Raw genomic sequence first — 16,215 nt, forward strand, 5'->3', positions numbered from 1 at the left:
CGCCATGCTCCTCGCGATCGACACCTCGACGGGCACGAGTGTCGCCGTCGTCGATCGAGATGGCGTCAGCGGTGAACTGCGCTGTCTCGTCGAGACGGGTACCGACGACACGATGCGCCACGCAGAGGTGATCGGCGGATTCATCCGTGACGCGCTCGCCGGCGCCGGCGTCGAACCACGAGACCTGTCGGGTGTCGCGGCGGGAATGGGACCCGGGCCGTTCACCGGCCTGCGCGTCGGCATCGCCGCAGCACACGCCTTCGCGCTCGGCATCGGCCGCCCGTTCGTTCCGGTCGTGAGCCACGACGCGATCGCCTTGGCCCGGTACCGCGCGGGCGACGCCGGCCCGCTGCAAGTGGTCACCGATGCCCGGCGTCGCGAGTTCGCGATCTCCGAGTACGACGGACTCGACGGTGACGGACTGCCGGTGCGGGTCAGCGGCCCCGAACTCGCGCCACGCGACGAGATGCCCGCGCCACGCGGCATCCGCTTCGATGCCGCGATCGTCTCGGCGGGCGCGGTCGGCATGCTCGCCGAACTCGCTTTCGCCACCGGTCGCCTGCCGCTCACGCCCGACGAGCCGATCTACCTGCGAGCACCCGATGTCACCCCGTCGGCCGGCAAGAAGGTGCTGCGATGAGCGTGTTCATGCGACGTGCGACGAGCGACGATCTCGAGCGCATCATGGTGCTCGAGCGCGCGACCTTCGAGGCCGATGCCTGGCCCGAAGACGCCATGCGCCGTGAGATCGAGAGCGAGCACGGCTACTACCTGGTGGCCGTCGACGACCGGATCGAAGCCCAGCGCGATGCTCATCCCGACACCGACGCCGACACCGACGCCGATCCGGAAGCCGATGGCGATCCCGCCGGCGGCCTGCTCGGCTACGCCGGCCTGCTCGCCCCGGCCGGCGGCGGGCAGGGCGACATCCAGACGATCGCGGTCGCGCCGTCGACCCGGGGCATCGGCCTCGGCCGCGGCCTCATGCACGCACTCATCACCGAAGCTCGGCGCCGACACGTGGCGGAGCTCTTCCTCGAGGTGCGCGCCGACAACCCCATCGCCCGTGCGCTCTACGACTCGCTCGGCTTCGAGGAGATCGGCGTGCGCCGTGGCTACTACCGGCGCGGCATCGACGCGGTGCGCATGCGGCTGACGGTGCCGCCGGCGGTCACCCGCCCCGCCGCCGACGACGCGGGCGAGCGCGCTGCTGGCGGCGCAGGGGTGACCCGATGAACCGCGACGCCCCGCTCATCCTCGGCATCGAGACCTCGTGCGACGAGACCGGTGTCGGCATCGTGCGCGGCACGACGCTCCTCGCCAACACGATCGCCTCATCGATGGAGGAGCACGCCCGATACGGCGGCGTCGTGCCCGAGATCGCCGCGCGTGCACATCTCGAGGCGCTCGGGCCCACGATCCGGGCGGCGCTCGCCGAGGCATCCGTCACCCTCGCCGATCTCGACGCGATCGCGGTGACGAGTGGCCCCGGCCTCGCGGGCGCGCTCATGGTCGGCGTCGGCGCCGCCAAGGCGCTGGCCATCTCGCTCGACGTGCCGATCTACGCAGTGAACCATCTCGTCGGGCACGTCGGCGCAGATCTGCTCGACACTGCGGCTCCGCTCGAAACGCCCACTGTCGCGCTGCTCGTCTCGGGCGGGCACACTTCGCTCCTGCTCGTGCGCGACCTCGTCTCCGACGTCGAGCTCCTCGGCGAGACCATCGACGACGCCGCGGGCGAGGCGTTCGACAAGGTGGCGCGGCTCCTGGGGTTGCCGTACCCCGGCGGGCCCGAGATCGATCGAGCCGCGATCGGCGGCGACCCGCGAGCCATCCGGTTCCCACGCGGACTCACCCAGCCCAAAGACCTCGCGGCGCACCGCTACGACTTCAGCTTCTCGGGCCTGAAGACCTCCGTCGCTCGATGGGTCGAGCAGCGCGAAGCAGCCGGCGAGCCCGTGCCGGTCGCCGACGTCGCTGCGAGCTTCCGCGAAGCGGTCGGCGATGTGCTCGTGACGAAGGCCGTCGCGGCGTGCACCCGACTCGGTGTGCCGCGCCTGCTGCTCGGCGGCGGCGTCGTGGCGAATGCCCGCCTGCGCGAGTTGGCCGCCGAACGAGCGGATGCCGCGGGCGTCGCGTTGCGCATTCCGCCGCTGTCGCTCTGCACCGACAACGGCGCGATGATCGCCGCACTCGGCGCGCAACTCGTGATGGCGGGGCATCCGCCGTCGACGCTCGACTTCGGTGCAGACTCGACCCTGCCGGCGACCGAGATCCAGATGGCGGCCGAGTCCGCGTCGTCACGTGCGTCGGAATCCGTGCAGCCCCGTACGTAGCGCGATAGTGTGATCACGAGACCGGATGCCGCTGTCGTTGACAGCGCCCGGGAGCGCCTGTCATCGTGGCGGGGTCGTATTCCACAGCATCGAGGAGAACCCACCGTGACCGATCCGAACCATCCTGAGCAGCCCGACGGCGCAGTGCCGCCGGTGCCGCCGGCCGAGACGCCTGCCGCACCGGTTCCGCCCGCCCCGCCGGTTCCGCCCGCTGCTGCACCCGTTCCTCCCGCAGCGCCCCCTGCAGCGCCCGCGGCGCCCGCGTACGGTCAGCCGGCACCTGCCGCGCCCGCCTACGGTCAGCCCGCGCCCGCGGCGCCCCCCTACGGAGACGCGTCGGCCAAGCCGTCGCAGGTGCTGAGCATCCTCTCCCTCGTCGGTGGCATCGTCGGCCTCGTCGCTTCGTTCTTCTACTTCGGCCTGCTGTTCTCGATCGCCGCCGTCGTGCTCGGCTTCATCGCGAAGAAGAAGGAGCCGGCCTCGAAGGGCATGTGGCTCACCGGCATCATCCTCGGTTTCGTCGGCATCCTGATCGGCGTGATCTTCATCATCATCGCGATCATCGCCTTCGCGGTGCTCGCCAACTACGGAACGACCTACGGGTCGTACTGAGGCAACCATGAGTGATCCCAAGAACCCCGACGTCCCAGAGGTGCCAGACCTCCCCGAGGTGCCGGCCGAGCCCGAGACGCCCAGCGTTCCCGAGCCCGAGCTGCCCGACGCCCCCGAGCCCGAGATTCCGAGCGCCCCCGAGCCCATCGTGCCGGTCGACGCCGCTGCGGCCGCTCCGGCATCGTCGACACCCGACGTGCCCGAAGTGCCATCGGCGCCCGAACCGCCGGCTGCTCCAGAGCCACCTGCACCGCCCGCACCACCGGTGCCCCCCGCGGCACCGAGCTACGGAGCTCCGACGCCCCCGCCGCAGCCTCCCTACGGCGCTCCCGCCGCAGGCGGCCAGCCGGCGGCGCCCGGCTATGGTGCTCCCGAGCAGCCTGCATATGGTGCGCCCGCCCAACCTCCCTATGGCGCACCGGCGCAGCCGGCGTATGGCGCACCCGCCTACGGCACTGCCGCACCGGCGAGGGCGACACCCGTGCTCAGCCTGATCTCGCTCATCGCGGGCATTGTGGGGCTCATCGGCTTCTTCGTCGTCTTCATCCCGTTCGTCGGTGGGGTGCTGCAGCTGTTCATCCCGGCTGCGGCCGTCGTGCTCGGCTTCCTCGGCAAGAAGAAGGAGCCTGCTGCGAAGGGCATGTGGCTGACCGGCATCATCCTCGGTTTCGTCGGCATCGCCATCGCGCTGCTGTCGTTCGTGCTGTGGGGCATCGTCTTCTCCGGCTACGACAGCTATTACGGGTACTGAGGAGCGATCCATGGTTGAGCGCGAGGGGGTTTCGCCCGACGGCGAGACCCCCGACCGCTCTCCTGGGGCTCGCGACGACGGGTCGAACGGGGCGAGCGACGAGCGAGCGAGGTCGTTCGAGCCCTTGGCGCCGTTCCAGCCCGCCGAACCGACGTTCCGTGCCGATCCCGCGGTGCGGGAGTTCGACGTCCCGTTCGACACGGGTCAGCTCCGATCGATCTCCACCGGGCAGCTGCTCATCGTGCATCGGCCGGGATCCGACCCGACCGAAGCGGTCGAAGAGCAGACGCAACGGCGGGTGTTCAGCTGGATCGCGGCCGTCGCCGGCACCATCGGCGCCGCGGCATCGCTCTTCGTGGGCTGGATGCTGCCGCTCTCCATCGCCGCGATCGTCTTCGGCGTGCTCGGCCTTCGCCGTGAGGAACGGGGGCGCACGCTGGCATTCGCCGGCATCGGCACCGGCATCGCAGGGCTCGTGTTCTCGGCCGTCTGGATCGGCTATTACGCGATCGTCTTCGGTGCTCTGCCGCACTGACGTCGTGCCGCGCTGAGGTCGTGTCGGGCTGAGGCCCTGACTGCCGTGCCGACATGCGACGGCCGACGCTTCACGCGATGACGACGGGCGGGTGGCCCCGGCAATTCGGCGAGCGTCGGCTCAGATCCGCTCGACGAGCAGGGCGACGTGCCGGCCTGCTTCGCGGGTCAGCACGATGGTCGCAGAGGCCGCGCCGCGCAACTTCAACCGGGTGCGCAGCCGGGCGGGGTCGACATCGGTGCCGCGCTTCTTGATCTCGAGTGTGCCGATGTCCCGTTCCGCCAACGCCTGTCGCAGCTGGCGCTCGTCGGCGGGCAGCCGTTCGAGCACGCGGAACCCGCGAGCGAACGGCGAGTCGAACGCGGTGTCGGCAGTGAGGTACGCGATGCCGGAGCTGAGCATCCACGCGCCGTGCGCACGGGCGAGATCACCGATCAGCCGCGCGCGAATGACGGCACCGTCGGGCTCGTACAGGTAATCGCCGAGCGGCCCGACCGGAGCGTCTTCGCTGTCGGCACCCGCCGTGAGTTCTTGGGCGGCGTCACCCCGGATGACGAGGGCGGCGCGGCGAATGCCGGGACGGGCGACCGATCCGAACCAGACCCCGAGCTCGACGAGGTCGCCGTCGACCGAGACCCACTGCGCCTCTGCTCCTGCGGGGATCACGCCGCGATCGGTGCCGGGGCCGAGCTTGACTCCGACGGGCATGCGCTCACCCAGCCCGAAAGCGAAGTCGAGCGAGGGGGAGTAGTCGGCGGCATCCGTGATTCTCGTCGTCGTGCCGCCTGCGGTCGTTCGTCGCGCCGGATCGAGCCACGCCCCGTCGATGCCGCCGAGGGCGACCTGCTCCGCCTGCTCGTGCAGCACTCGCACCCGGGGAAAAGGCGTGAGATTGTACGCGGCGATCGCCGCGGTGACCTCGTCGGCCTCGGCTGCCGTGACCTCGAGGTCGATCGCCGCCATGGCGAGGGCATCGCCCCCGATGCCGCAGCCGAGATCGGCCACATGGCCGACACCGGCCCTCGAGAAGCGTCCGGCGTGCAGGGCCGCGACCTTCAACCGTGTCGCCTGTTCGAGGCCGGCTTCGGTGAAGAGCATCCGCGAGGCGAACGGGCCGAACTTCGCCTCCGCCTTCGCTCGGAGCTTCGCCTGGCTGAGCACGGCAGCCACGAGACTGGGCCGATGCCCTTGCTTGCGAAGGTCGGCGACGGTCTTGACGATGTCGGCCTTCGAGTCCCAATCGGGCAGCCCGTCGAGCAGCGTGAGGCCCTCTGGCGAGAGCAGTTCGACGAGTTCAGCGCGATCCACCCGGGCCACGTTAGCATCGCGTCGCGGCAGCGTTCGCCTGTGGCTGAATGGGCTGGCACTCACGTTGCACGAGTGCCAAATCGCGCCTAGACTCGGTTTAGCACTCTCGCTCTGAGGCTGCCAACCAGTCTTCGTCAAGAAAGAGGTCAACCGTGTCGGTTTCCATCAAGCCGCTCGAGGATCGCATCGTCATCAAGCAGGTCGAGGCCGAGCAGACCACCGCATCGGGTCTGGTCATCCCCGACACTGCCAAGGAGAAGCCCCAAGAGGGCGAGGTCGTGGCAGTGGGCCCCGGTCGCATCGATGACCACGGCAACCGCATCCCGCTCGACGTCGCAGTCGGCGACAAGGTGATCTACTCGAAGTACGGCGGCACCGAGGTGAAGTTCGACGGCGACGACCTCCTCGTCCTGTCGGCTCGCGACGTGCTCGCGGTCGTCGTCCGCTAAGGCGACACGATTACATTCGAGGCCCGGATGCCCCAGTGGGGCATCCGGGCCTCGTCGTCGTTCGGGCGGGCGGATGCCGCGGCATCCGCTCGCCCGAACCTCTTGCCCGCCGCTCTCGTCATCCCCGCCCGGGCGTAGTCTGTGCTGGTGTCATCCCGCTCCGAGACCGTGCCATCCGCCTCGACGACTCCGACGGCGGGAGTGAGCCGCTCGGGCCTCTTCTTCGCGATCGGCGCCTACGGCTTCTGGGGCTTCCTCCCCATCTACTTCATCGCGCTCGCTCCTTCGGCGCCGTTCGAGATCGTGGCCTGGCGGGTGCTGTTCTCGATCGTCTTCTGCGCCCTGCTCATCACGGTCACGCGCGCGTGGCGGCCACTTGCGGTGCTCTTCCGCGATCGCCGCATCGTGCTCACGATGGGGCTCGCCGGTCTCCTCATCTTCATCAACTGGCAGACCTACGTCTACGCGACGCTCTCCGGCCAGGTGGTCGAGGCTGCGCTCGGCTACTTCATCAACCCGATCGTGACGGTCTTCCTCGGCGTGCTCGTGTTGCGCGAGCGCCTGAACCTCACCCAGTGGATCGCGGTCGGCATCTCGATCGTCGCGGTCGTGGTGCTCGCGTTCGGATACGGCCAGCTGCCGTGGATCGCACTCGTGCTGGCGTTCTCGTTCGGCTTCTACGGACTCATCAAGAAGCGCGTCGGCCCGAAGGTCGACGCGGTCTCAGGACTCACGATCGAGACCATGTGGCTCGCACCGCTCGCCGTGGTGCAGCTCGTGTTCGTCGCCATGACCACGGGGCTCACGATCGGCACGGTGAGCGTGTGGCACACGGTGCTGCTGATCGGCCTCGGCGCGGTCACCGCGGTGCCGCTCCTGCTCTTCGCGGCGGCTTCCCGACGACTGCCGCTCATTTTCATGGGCTTCATCCAGTATTTCGCGCCATTCATCCAGTTCGTCGTCGGAGTCGTCGTGCTGCACGAGCCGATGCCGCTCGAGCGCTGGATCGGCTTCGGGCTCGTCTGGGTGGCGCTCATCGTGCTGACGGTCGATCTGTTGCGCGGCGTTCGCGTGTCGAGACGGCTGGTCGTCGAGCCCGCGTGACCCGTGTCCCGAGCGGGCCGGGTGGCGAACCGGTGAGCGGATGTCGCAGGCGCGCGATTTTCGCGTGAACGGGCGGTTTCTCGCTGATTCCGTGCGCCGAATCAGGGGGAGGTGTCGGCGAGATAACGATTGCCGCGGTGTTACACGGTTGTGACCGCCCTGACTTGTTTCCGCCATTGGCGCGGAATACTGTCAAACAACGGCGTCACCGTGGCGCTGCATTGTGTACCAATTTCCTTCAGTCCCAAGGAGCAACATGAGCGTATTCGCGAAGGCCTCGGCCAAGCGTTCGGCTCGCGCAGCCTGGACGGGTCTCGCCATTGCCGGCGTCAGCACCCTTCTCCTGTCTGCGTGCGCGTCGGGCGGCACGCCGTCGACCGAGACGGAAGAGCCGGCCGACACCGGCGACGCACTGCCCATCGAGGCCGGTGAACGTGACCTGGACCTCAAGATCGGCACGATCCTTCCCCAGAGCGGCACGCTCGCGTTCCTCGGCCCGCCCGAGGAGGCCGGCGTCGCGCTCGGCCAGCAGGAGGTCAACGACGCCGACTCGGGTCTGAACCTCGACGTCATCTTCCGTGACTCGGGCGACACGACGACCGACATCGCCACCGTCTCCGTGACCGACCTGCTCTCGCAGGACGTCTCGGCGATCATCGGTGCTGCCTCGTCTGGGGTCTCCTTCACCGTCATCGACCAGATCACCTCGGCCGGTGTCGTGCAGTTCTCCCCGGCGAACACCTCGCCCGACTTCACCGAGTACGAAGACGCCGGTCTGTACTTCCGTACGGCGCCCTCCGACCTGCTCCAGGGCGAAGTGCTCGGCACGCAGATCGCCGACGACGGCAACTCGACGCTCGGCCTGCTCGTGCTGAACGACCCCTACGGCACCGGCCTCGCGGCCGCGACGAAGGAAGCGTTCGAAGCAGCAGGCGGCGAAGTCGTGGCCGAAGAGCTCTTCAACACGGGTGACTCGAGCTTCGACGCGCAGCTCTCGGCCATCTCGGCCGCGAACCCCGACGCCGTCGCGGTCATCACGTTCGACGAGGCCAAGGTCGTCGTTCCGGCGCTCGTCGGCTCGGGCTACCCCGGCGACCAGCTCTACTTCGTCGACGGCAACCTGTCCGACTACAGTGCGGACTTCGCGCCCGGCCTGATCGCCGGCTCGAAGGGCACGCTGCCCGGCCCGAAGCTCGAAGACGACTTCCGTGATCGGCTCCTCGGAGTCGACCCGGCTCTCGCCGACTTCAGCTACGGCCCCGAGTCGTACGACGCAACCGTGCTGATCGCCCTTGCAGCGTACGCGGCGAACAGCACCGAGGGTGCCGACATCGCCAAGTACCTTCGTCAGGTGTCGGGTGGCTCAGGCGACGGCGAGAAGGTCACGACCTTCGCCGACGGCGCCGCGCTGCTCGCCGAGGGCAAGCAGATCGACTACGACGGTGCGTCCGGTCCCATCACGCTCGACGAGCACGGTGACCCGACCGAGGCGACCATCGGCGTCTACGAGTACGGCGACGACAACACGTACACCCGCATCAACTAGTACGGGGTCGTGTCTGAGAGGGCCCCGGCTTCGGCCGGGGCCCTCTCTTCGTGCGCCCCGCACAATCTCCCGCACGTGTGCCGCCGGTCGGCCCGCACGTCTCCCGATCCGCCCGCACGTGCGCCGCCGGTCCACCCGCACGTCTCCCGATCCGCCCGCACGTCTGCCGTCGGTCCGCCCGCACGTCTGCCGCCGGTCGGCCCGCACGTCTGCCGCCGGTCGGCCCGCACGTCTCCCGATCCGCCCGCACGTCTGCCGCCGGTCCGCCCGCACGTGTCTGCCGGTCCGCCCGCACGCCCTGCAGCATTTCACCCGGCCACACCCTGCAGTAATTCAGGAGTGCACCTGGCGTGTCGTGCTCAAGTGCCGCCGCCAAGCGGCTCGACACGCCTCCGTTCCTGAATTGCTGCAGGCATGTGGGTGCGGTGGGTGCTGCAGGTGCGGTGGGTGTTGCGTGGGCAGCGGGGACGGCAGCGAAAAGGGGCGGTTGCCGCAGCATCCGCCCCTCTGTCGTACGCTTCTTTCAGTCCTGACCGAGCGTGCCCAGGTAGAGGCCGATGACCTTCGGGTCGTTCAGCAGGTCGCGACCGGTGCCCGTGTAGGCGTCACGGCCCTGGTCGAGCACGTAGCCGCGGTCGCAGATCTGCAGGCAGCGACGTGCGTTCTGCTCGACCATGATCGTCGTAACGCCCGCGCGGTTGATCTCCTTCACGCGAAGGAACGCCTCGTCTTGACGCACCGGGGAGAGGCCGGCGCTCGGCTCATCGAGCAGCATCACATGGGGCCCCATCATGAGCGCGCGCGACATCGCCACCATCTGGCGCTCACCACCCGAGAGCGATCCCGCCCGCTGGCCGAGGCGCTTGCCGAGTTCGGGGAAAATCTCGGTGACGAACTCGAGCCGTTCTTTGAGCCCCTTGGGCTTCTGGAACAGGCCCATCTCGAGATTCTCCTGAATCGTGAGCGACGGGAACACGTTATTCGTCTGCGGCACGAAACCGACGCCCTTGGCGACGAGCTTGTTCGCCTTGAGGTTCGTGATCTCTTCACCGTTGAGGCGGATCGTGCCCTCTCGCACCTTCACCAGGCCGAAGATCGCCTTCAAGAGAGTGGACTTGCCGGCGCCGTTCGGGCCGATGATGCCGATGAGCTCACCCTGTCGTGCCTGGAGCGAGCACGCGTTCAGGATGTTGACACCGGGGAGGTACCCGGCGGTCACCGCATCGACCTCGACGACCATGTCGCCGACGGGCTCGAGCACGGCGCCCGGAGCGGGATTACTGTTCGTCATCGATGAGCTCCTTCAGGACTTCGACGTGTTCCGTGTCGGTCGCGCCGAGATCGGCGTCGTGATGGGCGCCCAGGTAGGCGTCGATCACGGCCTGGTCTTCCATGACGGTGTGCGGATCGCCCTCGGCGACGATGCGGCCCTCGGCCATGACGACCACCCAGTCGGCGATATGGCGCACCATGTGCATGTCATGCTCGACGAACAGCACGGTCATACCCTGGGATTTCAGGTCGAGGATGTGGTCGAGTAGCGACTGGGTCAGTGCTGGATTCACCCCGGCCATCGGCTCGTCGAGCATCACGAGCGTGGGGTCGCTCATGAGGGCCCGGGCCATCTCGAGGAGCTTCCGCTGCCCCCCCGAGAGGCTTGCCGCGTAGTCGGTCTGCTTGGTGTCGAGCTTGAAGCGGGTGAGCAGTTCGACTGCTTTCGCTTCGATCTCCTCTTCCTGCTTACGCCAGAGGAATGGGAGGACCGCGCGGAAGAGGTTCTCCCCGCTCTGTCCCTTCGCCCCGAGCTTCATATTGTCGAGCACAGTGAGGAGACCGAGCGCCTTCGTCAACTGGAAGGTGCGGATCAGACCCATGCGGGCCACCCGGTACGCGGGAACGTGCGCAAGCGAGCGACTCTCGAACTCCCACGTGCCGGAATCAGGCTTGTCGAAGCCCGTCAGCAGGTTGAAGAACGTTGTCTTGCCCGCGCCGTTCGGGCCGATCAGGGCGGTGATCGCTCCGCGCGGGATCTCGACGTGTTCGACGTCGACGGCCTTCAGACCGCCGAAGGTGCGCGTGACACGATCCGCGATGAGGATCGGGTCGACCTTGCGGCAACCCGGTTCTGCAGCGCCGATGTGGAGACCGGTGGTCTTCACCGGCTTGGACGTGGGAGTGACATCACTTGACAAAGGCCAACTCCTTCCTATTTCCGAAGATGCCCTGAGGCCTGAATATCACGATCAACATGATCGCGACGCCGACGAGGATGAACCGGAGCTGTCCGGCCTGCACCTGCGTCATGAACGGGAGCCAGCCGGCCTCCACCGCTCGGGAGATGAAGCCCGAGAAGAAGGAGAGCAGCACCCAGAAGATCATCGAGCCGACGATGGGGCCGAGGATCGTGGCGGCGCCGCCGAGGAGCAGGATCGCGTAGATGAAGAAGGTGAGTGAGGTCTGGTAGTTCGCCGGGACGACCGCTCGCGGGAGCACGAAGATCATGCCGGCGAGGGTGCCGTAGACACCACCGAGGATCAGGCTCTGCATCTTGTACGAGTAGACGTTCTTGCCGAGCGCGCGAACCGCGTCTTCATCTTCACGAATGCCCTTGATGACACGGCCCCACGGACTGCGCATGATGAGCCACGTGAGCAGCGCCGCGAGTACGACGACGATCCACCCGACGATTCGCAACCACCAGTCGTACTCGTTGTACTCGAACGGGCCGAAGCCGTAAGTGCCCTTCGGTATCGGGTTGAGGGCGGCGAAGCTGCCCTTATAGCCGTTCAGGCCTTGCGCGGAGCCGGTGACGGCCTCGAAGGTGTTCGTCGTGAAGATGAGCCGTAGAATCTCCGCCGCCGCGATCGTGACGATCGCGAGGTAATCGGCTCGGAGCCGCAGGGTCGGGATGCCGAGGATCAGGGCGAACACGACGGATGCGCCGATGCCGACGAGCACCGCGGCCCAGACCGGCAGGTTGAAGGAGAGCACCGAGATGGCGTAGCCGTACGCGCCGAGGGCCATGAAGCCCGCCTGGCCGAAGTTCAGCAGGCCGGTGTATCCGAAGTGGATCGCGAGGCCGAGGGCCGCCAGTGCGTATGCCGCGGTCGTGGGGCTGATGAGCTCCTGCGCCGCGTTGGAGAAGATCTGAATCCAGTCGATCATGGTCGGTCCTCCTTAGCCGATTCTCTCGCGGCGACCGAGGATGCCCTGCGGTCGGAACAACAGCACGAGGATCAGCACGACGAGCGCACCCACGTACTTCAGGTCGCTCGGCAGCCACAGCGTCGAGATCTCGATGAAGAGTCCGACGATGAGGGAGCCGACGAGGGCGCCGAAGGCGGTACCGAGCCCGCCGAGGGTGACCGCGGCGAAGATCAGCAGCAGGATCTGGAACCCCATGTCCCAGCTGACCCCGGGGCGGAAATAGGCCCAGAGAATGCCGCTGAGGCCGGCGAGCGCCGCGCCGAGCACCCAGACGATGCGGATGACCCTGTCGACGTCGATGCCGCTCGCAGAGGCGAGGCTCGCGTTGTCGGAGACGGCGCGAGTCGCCTTGCCGATACGCGTCTTCAACAGGAAGTACGCCACGCCGAGGAGCACGACGACCGAGACGATCATGCTGCCGACGTCGATCCAGGAGAGCTGGACGCCGCCGAACGACAATTCCTTCGGGGCGGTCGCTCCCGGCAGCTGCCGGGTCGCGCCGCCGTAGACGAACTGGTACGTGTAGCGGATCGCGAGCGAGAGGCCGATGCTCACGATCATGAGTGGAATCAGCCCGACCCCGCGTTTGCGGAGCGGTTTCCAGATCACTGCATCGAGACCCCAGCCGAGCGCCGCGCTGAGCACGAGGGCGACCGCGATGGCGAGCCAGAGCGGCCAGGCGAGATCGACGCCGAAGCTCAGCACCATCAAGGCGCCGAAGGTCACCATCTCGGCATGGGCGAAGTTCGAGAGCCCCGTCGTGCCGAAGATGAGCGAAAGTCCGATGGCCGCGAGCGCGAGCAGCAAGCCGAAGTTCAGGCCGTTGATCACCCGCTCGAGCAACTGGGCACCGAAGTTCGTGGTCGTCCGTTCGCCCTCACCGAGGAAGAAATTCACGGCCTTCAGCTTCGTGAGGCCGAACTCGGCCGTGATGGTGGCCTCGCCCTTCGCGACGACGACACCCTTCGGGAGCGTTTCTTCGTCGAGAGTGACCTTGTATTCGCCCTTTTCGGGTACGCCGATGCGCCATTTGCCTTCGGCGTCGGTCTCGGCGTCGGCTGTGAAGCCGCCGCCCTCGACCGTGATCTCCACGCCTTCCAGCGGCTCTCGATCGAATTGCACGTTCCCCGTGAAGAAGAACTCGAAGTCCTCGGAAGCCTGGGCCGTACTCCCATCCTCCGCCATCGCAGGGGACGCTGCGATGCCGGACAGAGTGAGTGCGGACAAAAGGATTCCGAGGAGGACGAGCCACCTCCTTGGAGACCGTTGGGCGAGCATTCGTGTGGGTTTCACTGCACCTCCAAGGGCGCCCCTCGGGCTTGGTGGCCGTCGGGGTTCGGTCCTTACTGTCGACAACGTCGTCGACAGTACGTGCCGATTATGTCTCATACGTTTCACAGATGAGGCAAACGGCGTTCGATTGTTATCCGGGAATGGCTCGGATGCAAACTCGCTTAACATTGGTATCGCGGGCCTGACCCATGGCGCGCGGTACTCGGGCAGAACTCGACGCGAGGAGCGATATGGACCAGGCCGACCCGTTCGGACTCACAGGACTCACCTACGATGACGTCCTTCTGCTGCCTGGCCACACCGATGTGATTCCGAGCGAAGCCGACCCCAGCTCGCGCCTCACCCGTCGCATCAGCGTTGCGACGCCGCTGCTCTCGGCTGCGATGGACACCGTCACCGAAGCGCGCATGGCGATCGCGATGGCACGCCAGGGCGGCATCGGCATCCTGCACCGCAACCTCTCGATCGCCGATCAGGCCGAGATGGTCGACCGGGTCAAGCGCAGCGAGTCGGGCATGGTCTCCAATCCGGTGACGACGACGCCCGAGGCATCCGTCGCCGACGTCGACGCCCTCTGCGCGACGTATCGGGTCAGCGGACTGCCGGTCGTCGACGCCGATGGCAAGCTCGTCGGCATCATCTCGAACCGCGACATGCGCTTCGTCTCCGACTTCGAGAAGCCCTCCACCTCGGTGAGCGAGGTCATGACCAAGATGCCGCTCATCACGGGCCGCGTGGGCATGAACCCCGACGAGGCGCTCGCGATCTTCGCGAAGCACAAGATCGAGAAGCTGCCCCTCATCGACGACGACGGTCGCCTGACGGGCCTCATCACCGTCAAGGACTTCGACAAGTCGGAGCAGTATCCGAATGCCACGAAAGACAGCGAGGGTCGGCTCAGGGTCGGCGCCGCGATGGGGTTTTTCGGCGACGCGTGGGAGCGTGCAGAGGCGCTGCGCGACGCCGGGGTCGACGTGCTCGTCGTTGACACCGCCAACGGTGAATCGGCCGGCGTGCTCGACATCATCCGCCGTCTGAAGACCGATCCGACGTTCGCGCACATCGACGTCATCGGCGGTAACGTCGCGACCCGCGAGGGCGCACAGGCGCTCGTCGACGCGGGCGCCGACGCCGTCAAGGTCGGCGTCGGTCCCGGTTCGATCTGCACCACGCGCGTCGTCGCGGGGGTGGGTGTGCCCCAGATCACCGCCGTGTACGAGGCATCCAAGGCCACGAGGCCCGCCGGCGTGCCGCTCATCGCCGACGGCGGCCTGCAGTACTCGGGTGACATCGCGAAGGCGCTCGTCGCCGGCGCCGACACGGTCATGCTCGGTTCGCTGCTGGCCGGTACGGCCGAGAGCCCGGGGGAGCTCGTCTTCCAGAACGGCAAGCAGTTCAAGGCGTACCGAGGCATGGGGTCGCTGGGCGCACTGCAGACGCGCGGCCAGAAGACCTCGTACTCGAAAGACCGCTACTTCCAGGCGGATGTCCCGTCTGACGACAAGCTCATTCCCGAGGGCATCGAGGGCCAGGTGCCCTACCGCGGCCCGCTGTCGGCCGTGGCGTACCAGCTCATCGGCGGCCTCCGCCAGTCGATGTTCTACGTCGGGGCGCGCACGATCGCAGAGCTGAAGACCAAGGGCAAGTTCGTGCGCATCACCCCGGCGGGGCTCAAGGAGTCCCACCCGCACGATGTGCAGATCGTCGTCGAGGCGCCGAACTACACGAGGTGAAGGTCAGCGCGGCGCAGCGGAGCTGCGACGCGCTTCCTTCACAAAGGCGGTAGCCGTAGCGCCGCGAAGCGCCGGCGCGCAGCGCCGCGACCACCGTTCAACCGACCCTCGCGTCCGCCAGCCGCGTGACCGCCTCGCTCAGCACCTCCGGTGTGCAGGCGAAGTTGAGCCGGGCATGCCCGCGGCCGACGGTCGTGCCGAACGTCGGGCCGATGCCGAGGGCGACCTTGGCGTGCTCGAGCGCGTAGGCGGCGGGGTCGTCGCCCCAGCCGAGAGCTGAGAGGTCGAGCCAGGCGAGGTAGGTCGCGTCGGGCATGCGGTAGCGCACTCCCGGCAGCTCGTCGGCGATGAGTTCGGCGAGCAGCCGCCGGTTGTCGTCGAGGCTTGCGAGCACGCCGTCGAGCCACGGCCCGCCCTCGCGGAACGCCGCGATCGAGGCGATCGACCCGAACTGGCTCATGCGCCACTCGACCTCGTACGGCAGTGCGGCGCGCACGAGATCGCCGCGTTCGCTCGCTGTCACGATGAGCGCCGCCTTCAGGCCGGCGATGTTGAACGCCTTGCTCGCGGCGGTCACCGCGACGCCGTGCTCGCGGGCCTCGTCGGAGACCGTGAGGAACGGCGTGTACGAGACCCCCGGCTGCACGAGCGGTCCGTGCACCTCATCGGAGACGATCGTGACGCCGTGCCGGGCGGCGATCGCGGCGAGGGCGGCCAGCTGCGCGGCATCCGGAACCAGGCCGATCGGGTTGTGCGGGTTGCAGAGCACCATCGCCCGGGCACCGGCCGCGAACGCCGCGTCGATGCCGTCGAGATCGAGGGACCAGCCCTCGTCGATGCCGCCGAGCATCGGCACCTCGACCACTCGCCCGGATGCCTCGGTGACGAGGTCGAAGAACGGCGGATAGATCGGCGGGGTGATCACGACGCCGTCGCCCGGGACGGTGACCCGGCGCAGCACCTCGACGATGCCCATGCTGACGTCGGCCGTGCACGTGACGCGAGCCGGATCGACGTCCCAGCCGAGTCGCGCGGCGGCGAAGCCCTGGAACGCTTCGGCGACGGGCAGGCTCCCCGCCGTGTACCCCGTGTCGGAGCGGCGGATCGCCGCGTGCAGGGCCGCCGCGATCGGCTCTGCGAGCGGGAAGTCCATCTCGGCGACCGGCAGCGGCAGCACGTCATCGGCGTAGAGGCGCCACTTCGCACTGGTTCTCGTGCGGAGTGCGTCGAGGGGCTCTGCTGCGGTGCGTTGCATGCCTCCAGCTTGCCGCAGATCGGCCCGCGTTGGCAGGGCGAGCGCAGAGGCGCTAGTCTGGTCGGCTGCCCAACGGGCGGTGCGGC

At 68.1% G+C, this 16,215-nt stretch carries 16 protein-coding genes; 10 read left to right on the forward strand and 6 right to left on the reverse strand.

Annotation, left to right across the window (positions count from 1 at the left end; all coding sequences use genetic code 11):
* Positions 1-4: 4 nt before the first annotated feature.
* The 6 genes from tsaB to AC1C2S_RS13185 all read left to right on the forward strand — a co-directional run bounded on the left by tsaB (position 5) and on the right by AC1C2S_RS13185 (position 4,234).
* Complete coding sequence (gene tsaB, locus AC1C2S_RS13160; RefSeq protein WP_495352967.1) at positions 5-640, forward strand: tRNA (adenosine(37)-N6)-threonylcarbamoyltransferase complex dimerization subunit type 1 TsaB; 636 nt, start codon at positions 5-7, stop codon at positions 638-640.
* Positions 637-1,236, forward strand: coding sequence for a GNAT family N-acetyltransferase (locus tag AC1C2S_RS13165; RefSeq protein WP_495352968.1), 600 nt, complete (start codon positions 637-639; stop codon positions 1,234-1,236). Before tsaB ends, AC1C2S_RS13165 begins: the two co-directional genes overlap by 4 nt.
* Positions 1,233-2,336: a tRNA (adenosine(37)-N6)-threonylcarbamoyltransferase complex transferase subunit TsaD gene (tsaD, locus tag AC1C2S_RS13170; protein WP_495352969.1), complete on the forward strand. Its 1,104-nt coding sequence runs from the start codon at positions 1,233-1,235 to the stop codon at positions 2,334-2,336. The genes AC1C2S_RS13165 and tsaD overlap by 4 nt, the downstream gene beginning before the upstream one ends.
* A gap of 105 nt (positions 2,337-2,441) precedes the next feature.
* A complete protein-coding gene (locus AC1C2S_RS13175) occupies positions 2,442-2,948 on the forward strand; it encodes a DUF4190 domain-containing protein (RefSeq protein WP_495352970.1) in 507 nt (168 codons plus the stop codon).
* 7 nt (positions 2,949-2,955) lie between these two features.
* A complete protein-coding gene (locus AC1C2S_RS13180; protein WP_495352971.1) occupies positions 2,956-3,699 on the forward strand; it encodes a DUF4190 domain-containing protein in 744 nt (247 codons plus the stop codon).
* Positions 3,700-3,709: 10 nt separating this feature from the next.
* Positions 3,710-4,234 (forward strand): DUF4190 domain-containing protein, encoded by a 525-nt coding sequence (locus tag AC1C2S_RS13185; RefSeq protein ID WP_495352972.1) that lies wholly within the window; start codon positions 3,710-3,712, stop codon positions 4,232-4,234.
* Positions 4,235-4,354: 120 nt separating this feature from the next.
* On the opposite strand, the gene AC1C2S_RS13190 is transcribed toward AC1C2S_RS13185, so the two are convergent.
* Complete coding sequence (locus AC1C2S_RS13190) at positions 4,355-5,542, reverse strand: class I SAM-dependent methyltransferase (RefSeq protein WP_495352973.1); 1,188 nt, start codon at positions 5,540-5,542, stop codon at positions 4,355-4,357.
* 152 nt (positions 5,543-5,694) lie between these two features.
* Here AC1C2S_RS13190 and groES point away from each other — a divergent pair, with 152 nt between their 5' ends.
* The 3 genes from groES to AC1C2S_RS13205 all read left to right on the forward strand — a co-directional run bounded on the left by groES (position 5,695) and on the right by AC1C2S_RS13205 (position 8,641).
* A complete protein-coding gene (gene groES / locus AC1C2S_RS13195) occupies positions 5,695-5,991 on the forward strand; it encodes a co-chaperone GroES (protein WP_495352974.1) in 297 nt (98 codons plus the stop codon).
* Positions 5,992-6,138: 147 nt separating this feature from the next.
* Entirely contained in the window at positions 6,139-7,095 is a 957-nt protein-coding gene (rarD, locus tag AC1C2S_RS13200) for an EamA family transporter RarD (RefSeq protein WP_495352975.1), read from the forward strand.
* A gap of 256 nt (positions 7,096-7,351) precedes the next feature.
* Positions 7,352-8,641 (forward strand): ABC transporter substrate-binding protein, encoded by a 1,290-nt coding sequence (locus AC1C2S_RS13205; protein ID WP_495352976.1) that lies wholly within the window; start codon positions 7,352-7,354, stop codon positions 8,639-8,641.
* 523 nt (positions 8,642-9,164) lie between these two features.
* Here the strand turns inward: AC1C2S_RS13205 and AC1C2S_RS13210 are convergent.
* From AC1C2S_RS13210 to AC1C2S_RS13225, 4 genes are read right to left on the reverse strand one after another with little or no spacing between them, the layout of a single operon-like run.
* A complete protein-coding gene (locus tag AC1C2S_RS13210) occupies positions 9,165-9,932 on the reverse strand; it encodes an ABC transporter ATP-binding protein (protein ID WP_495352977.1) in 768 nt (255 codons plus the stop codon).
* Positions 9,919-10,833 carry an ABC transporter ATP-binding protein gene (locus AC1C2S_RS13215; protein WP_495352978.1) on the reverse strand — a complete coding sequence of 305 codons (915 nt, stop codon included), beginning with the start codon at positions 10,831-10,833 and terminating at the stop codon, positions 9,919-9,921. The genes AC1C2S_RS13210 and AC1C2S_RS13215 overlap by 14 nt, the downstream gene beginning before the upstream one ends.
* Positions 10,823-11,803 (reverse strand): branched-chain amino acid ABC transporter permease, encoded by a 981-nt coding sequence (locus AC1C2S_RS13220; protein ID WP_495353250.1) that lies wholly within the window; start codon positions 11,801-11,803, stop codon positions 10,823-10,825. Before AC1C2S_RS13220 ends, AC1C2S_RS13215 begins: the two co-directional genes overlap by 11 nt.
* A 15-nt stretch (positions 11,804-11,818) precedes the next feature.
* Positions 11,819-13,126 (reverse strand): branched-chain amino acid ABC transporter permease, encoded by a 1,308-nt coding sequence (locus tag AC1C2S_RS13225; protein WP_495353251.1) that lies wholly within the window; start codon positions 13,124-13,126, stop codon positions 11,819-11,821.
* 245 nt (positions 13,127-13,371) lie between these two features.
* Here AC1C2S_RS13225 and guaB point away from each other — a divergent pair, with 245 nt between their 5' ends.
* A complete protein-coding gene (gene guaB / locus AC1C2S_RS13230) occupies positions 13,372-14,874 on the forward strand; it encodes an IMP dehydrogenase (protein ID WP_495352979.1) in 1,503 nt (500 codons plus the stop codon).
* Between the two features lie 97 nt (positions 14,875-14,971).
* Here the strand turns inward: guaB and AC1C2S_RS13235 are convergent, their stop codons facing one another.
* Complete coding sequence (locus tag AC1C2S_RS13235) at positions 14,972-16,129, reverse strand: MalY/PatB family protein (RefSeq protein ID WP_495352980.1); 1,158 nt, start codon at positions 16,127-16,129, stop codon at positions 14,972-14,974.
* Positions 16,130-16,215: the final 86 nt, after the last annotated feature.

The sequence above is a fragment of the Agromyces sp. Y782 genome (assembly GCF_059445405.1).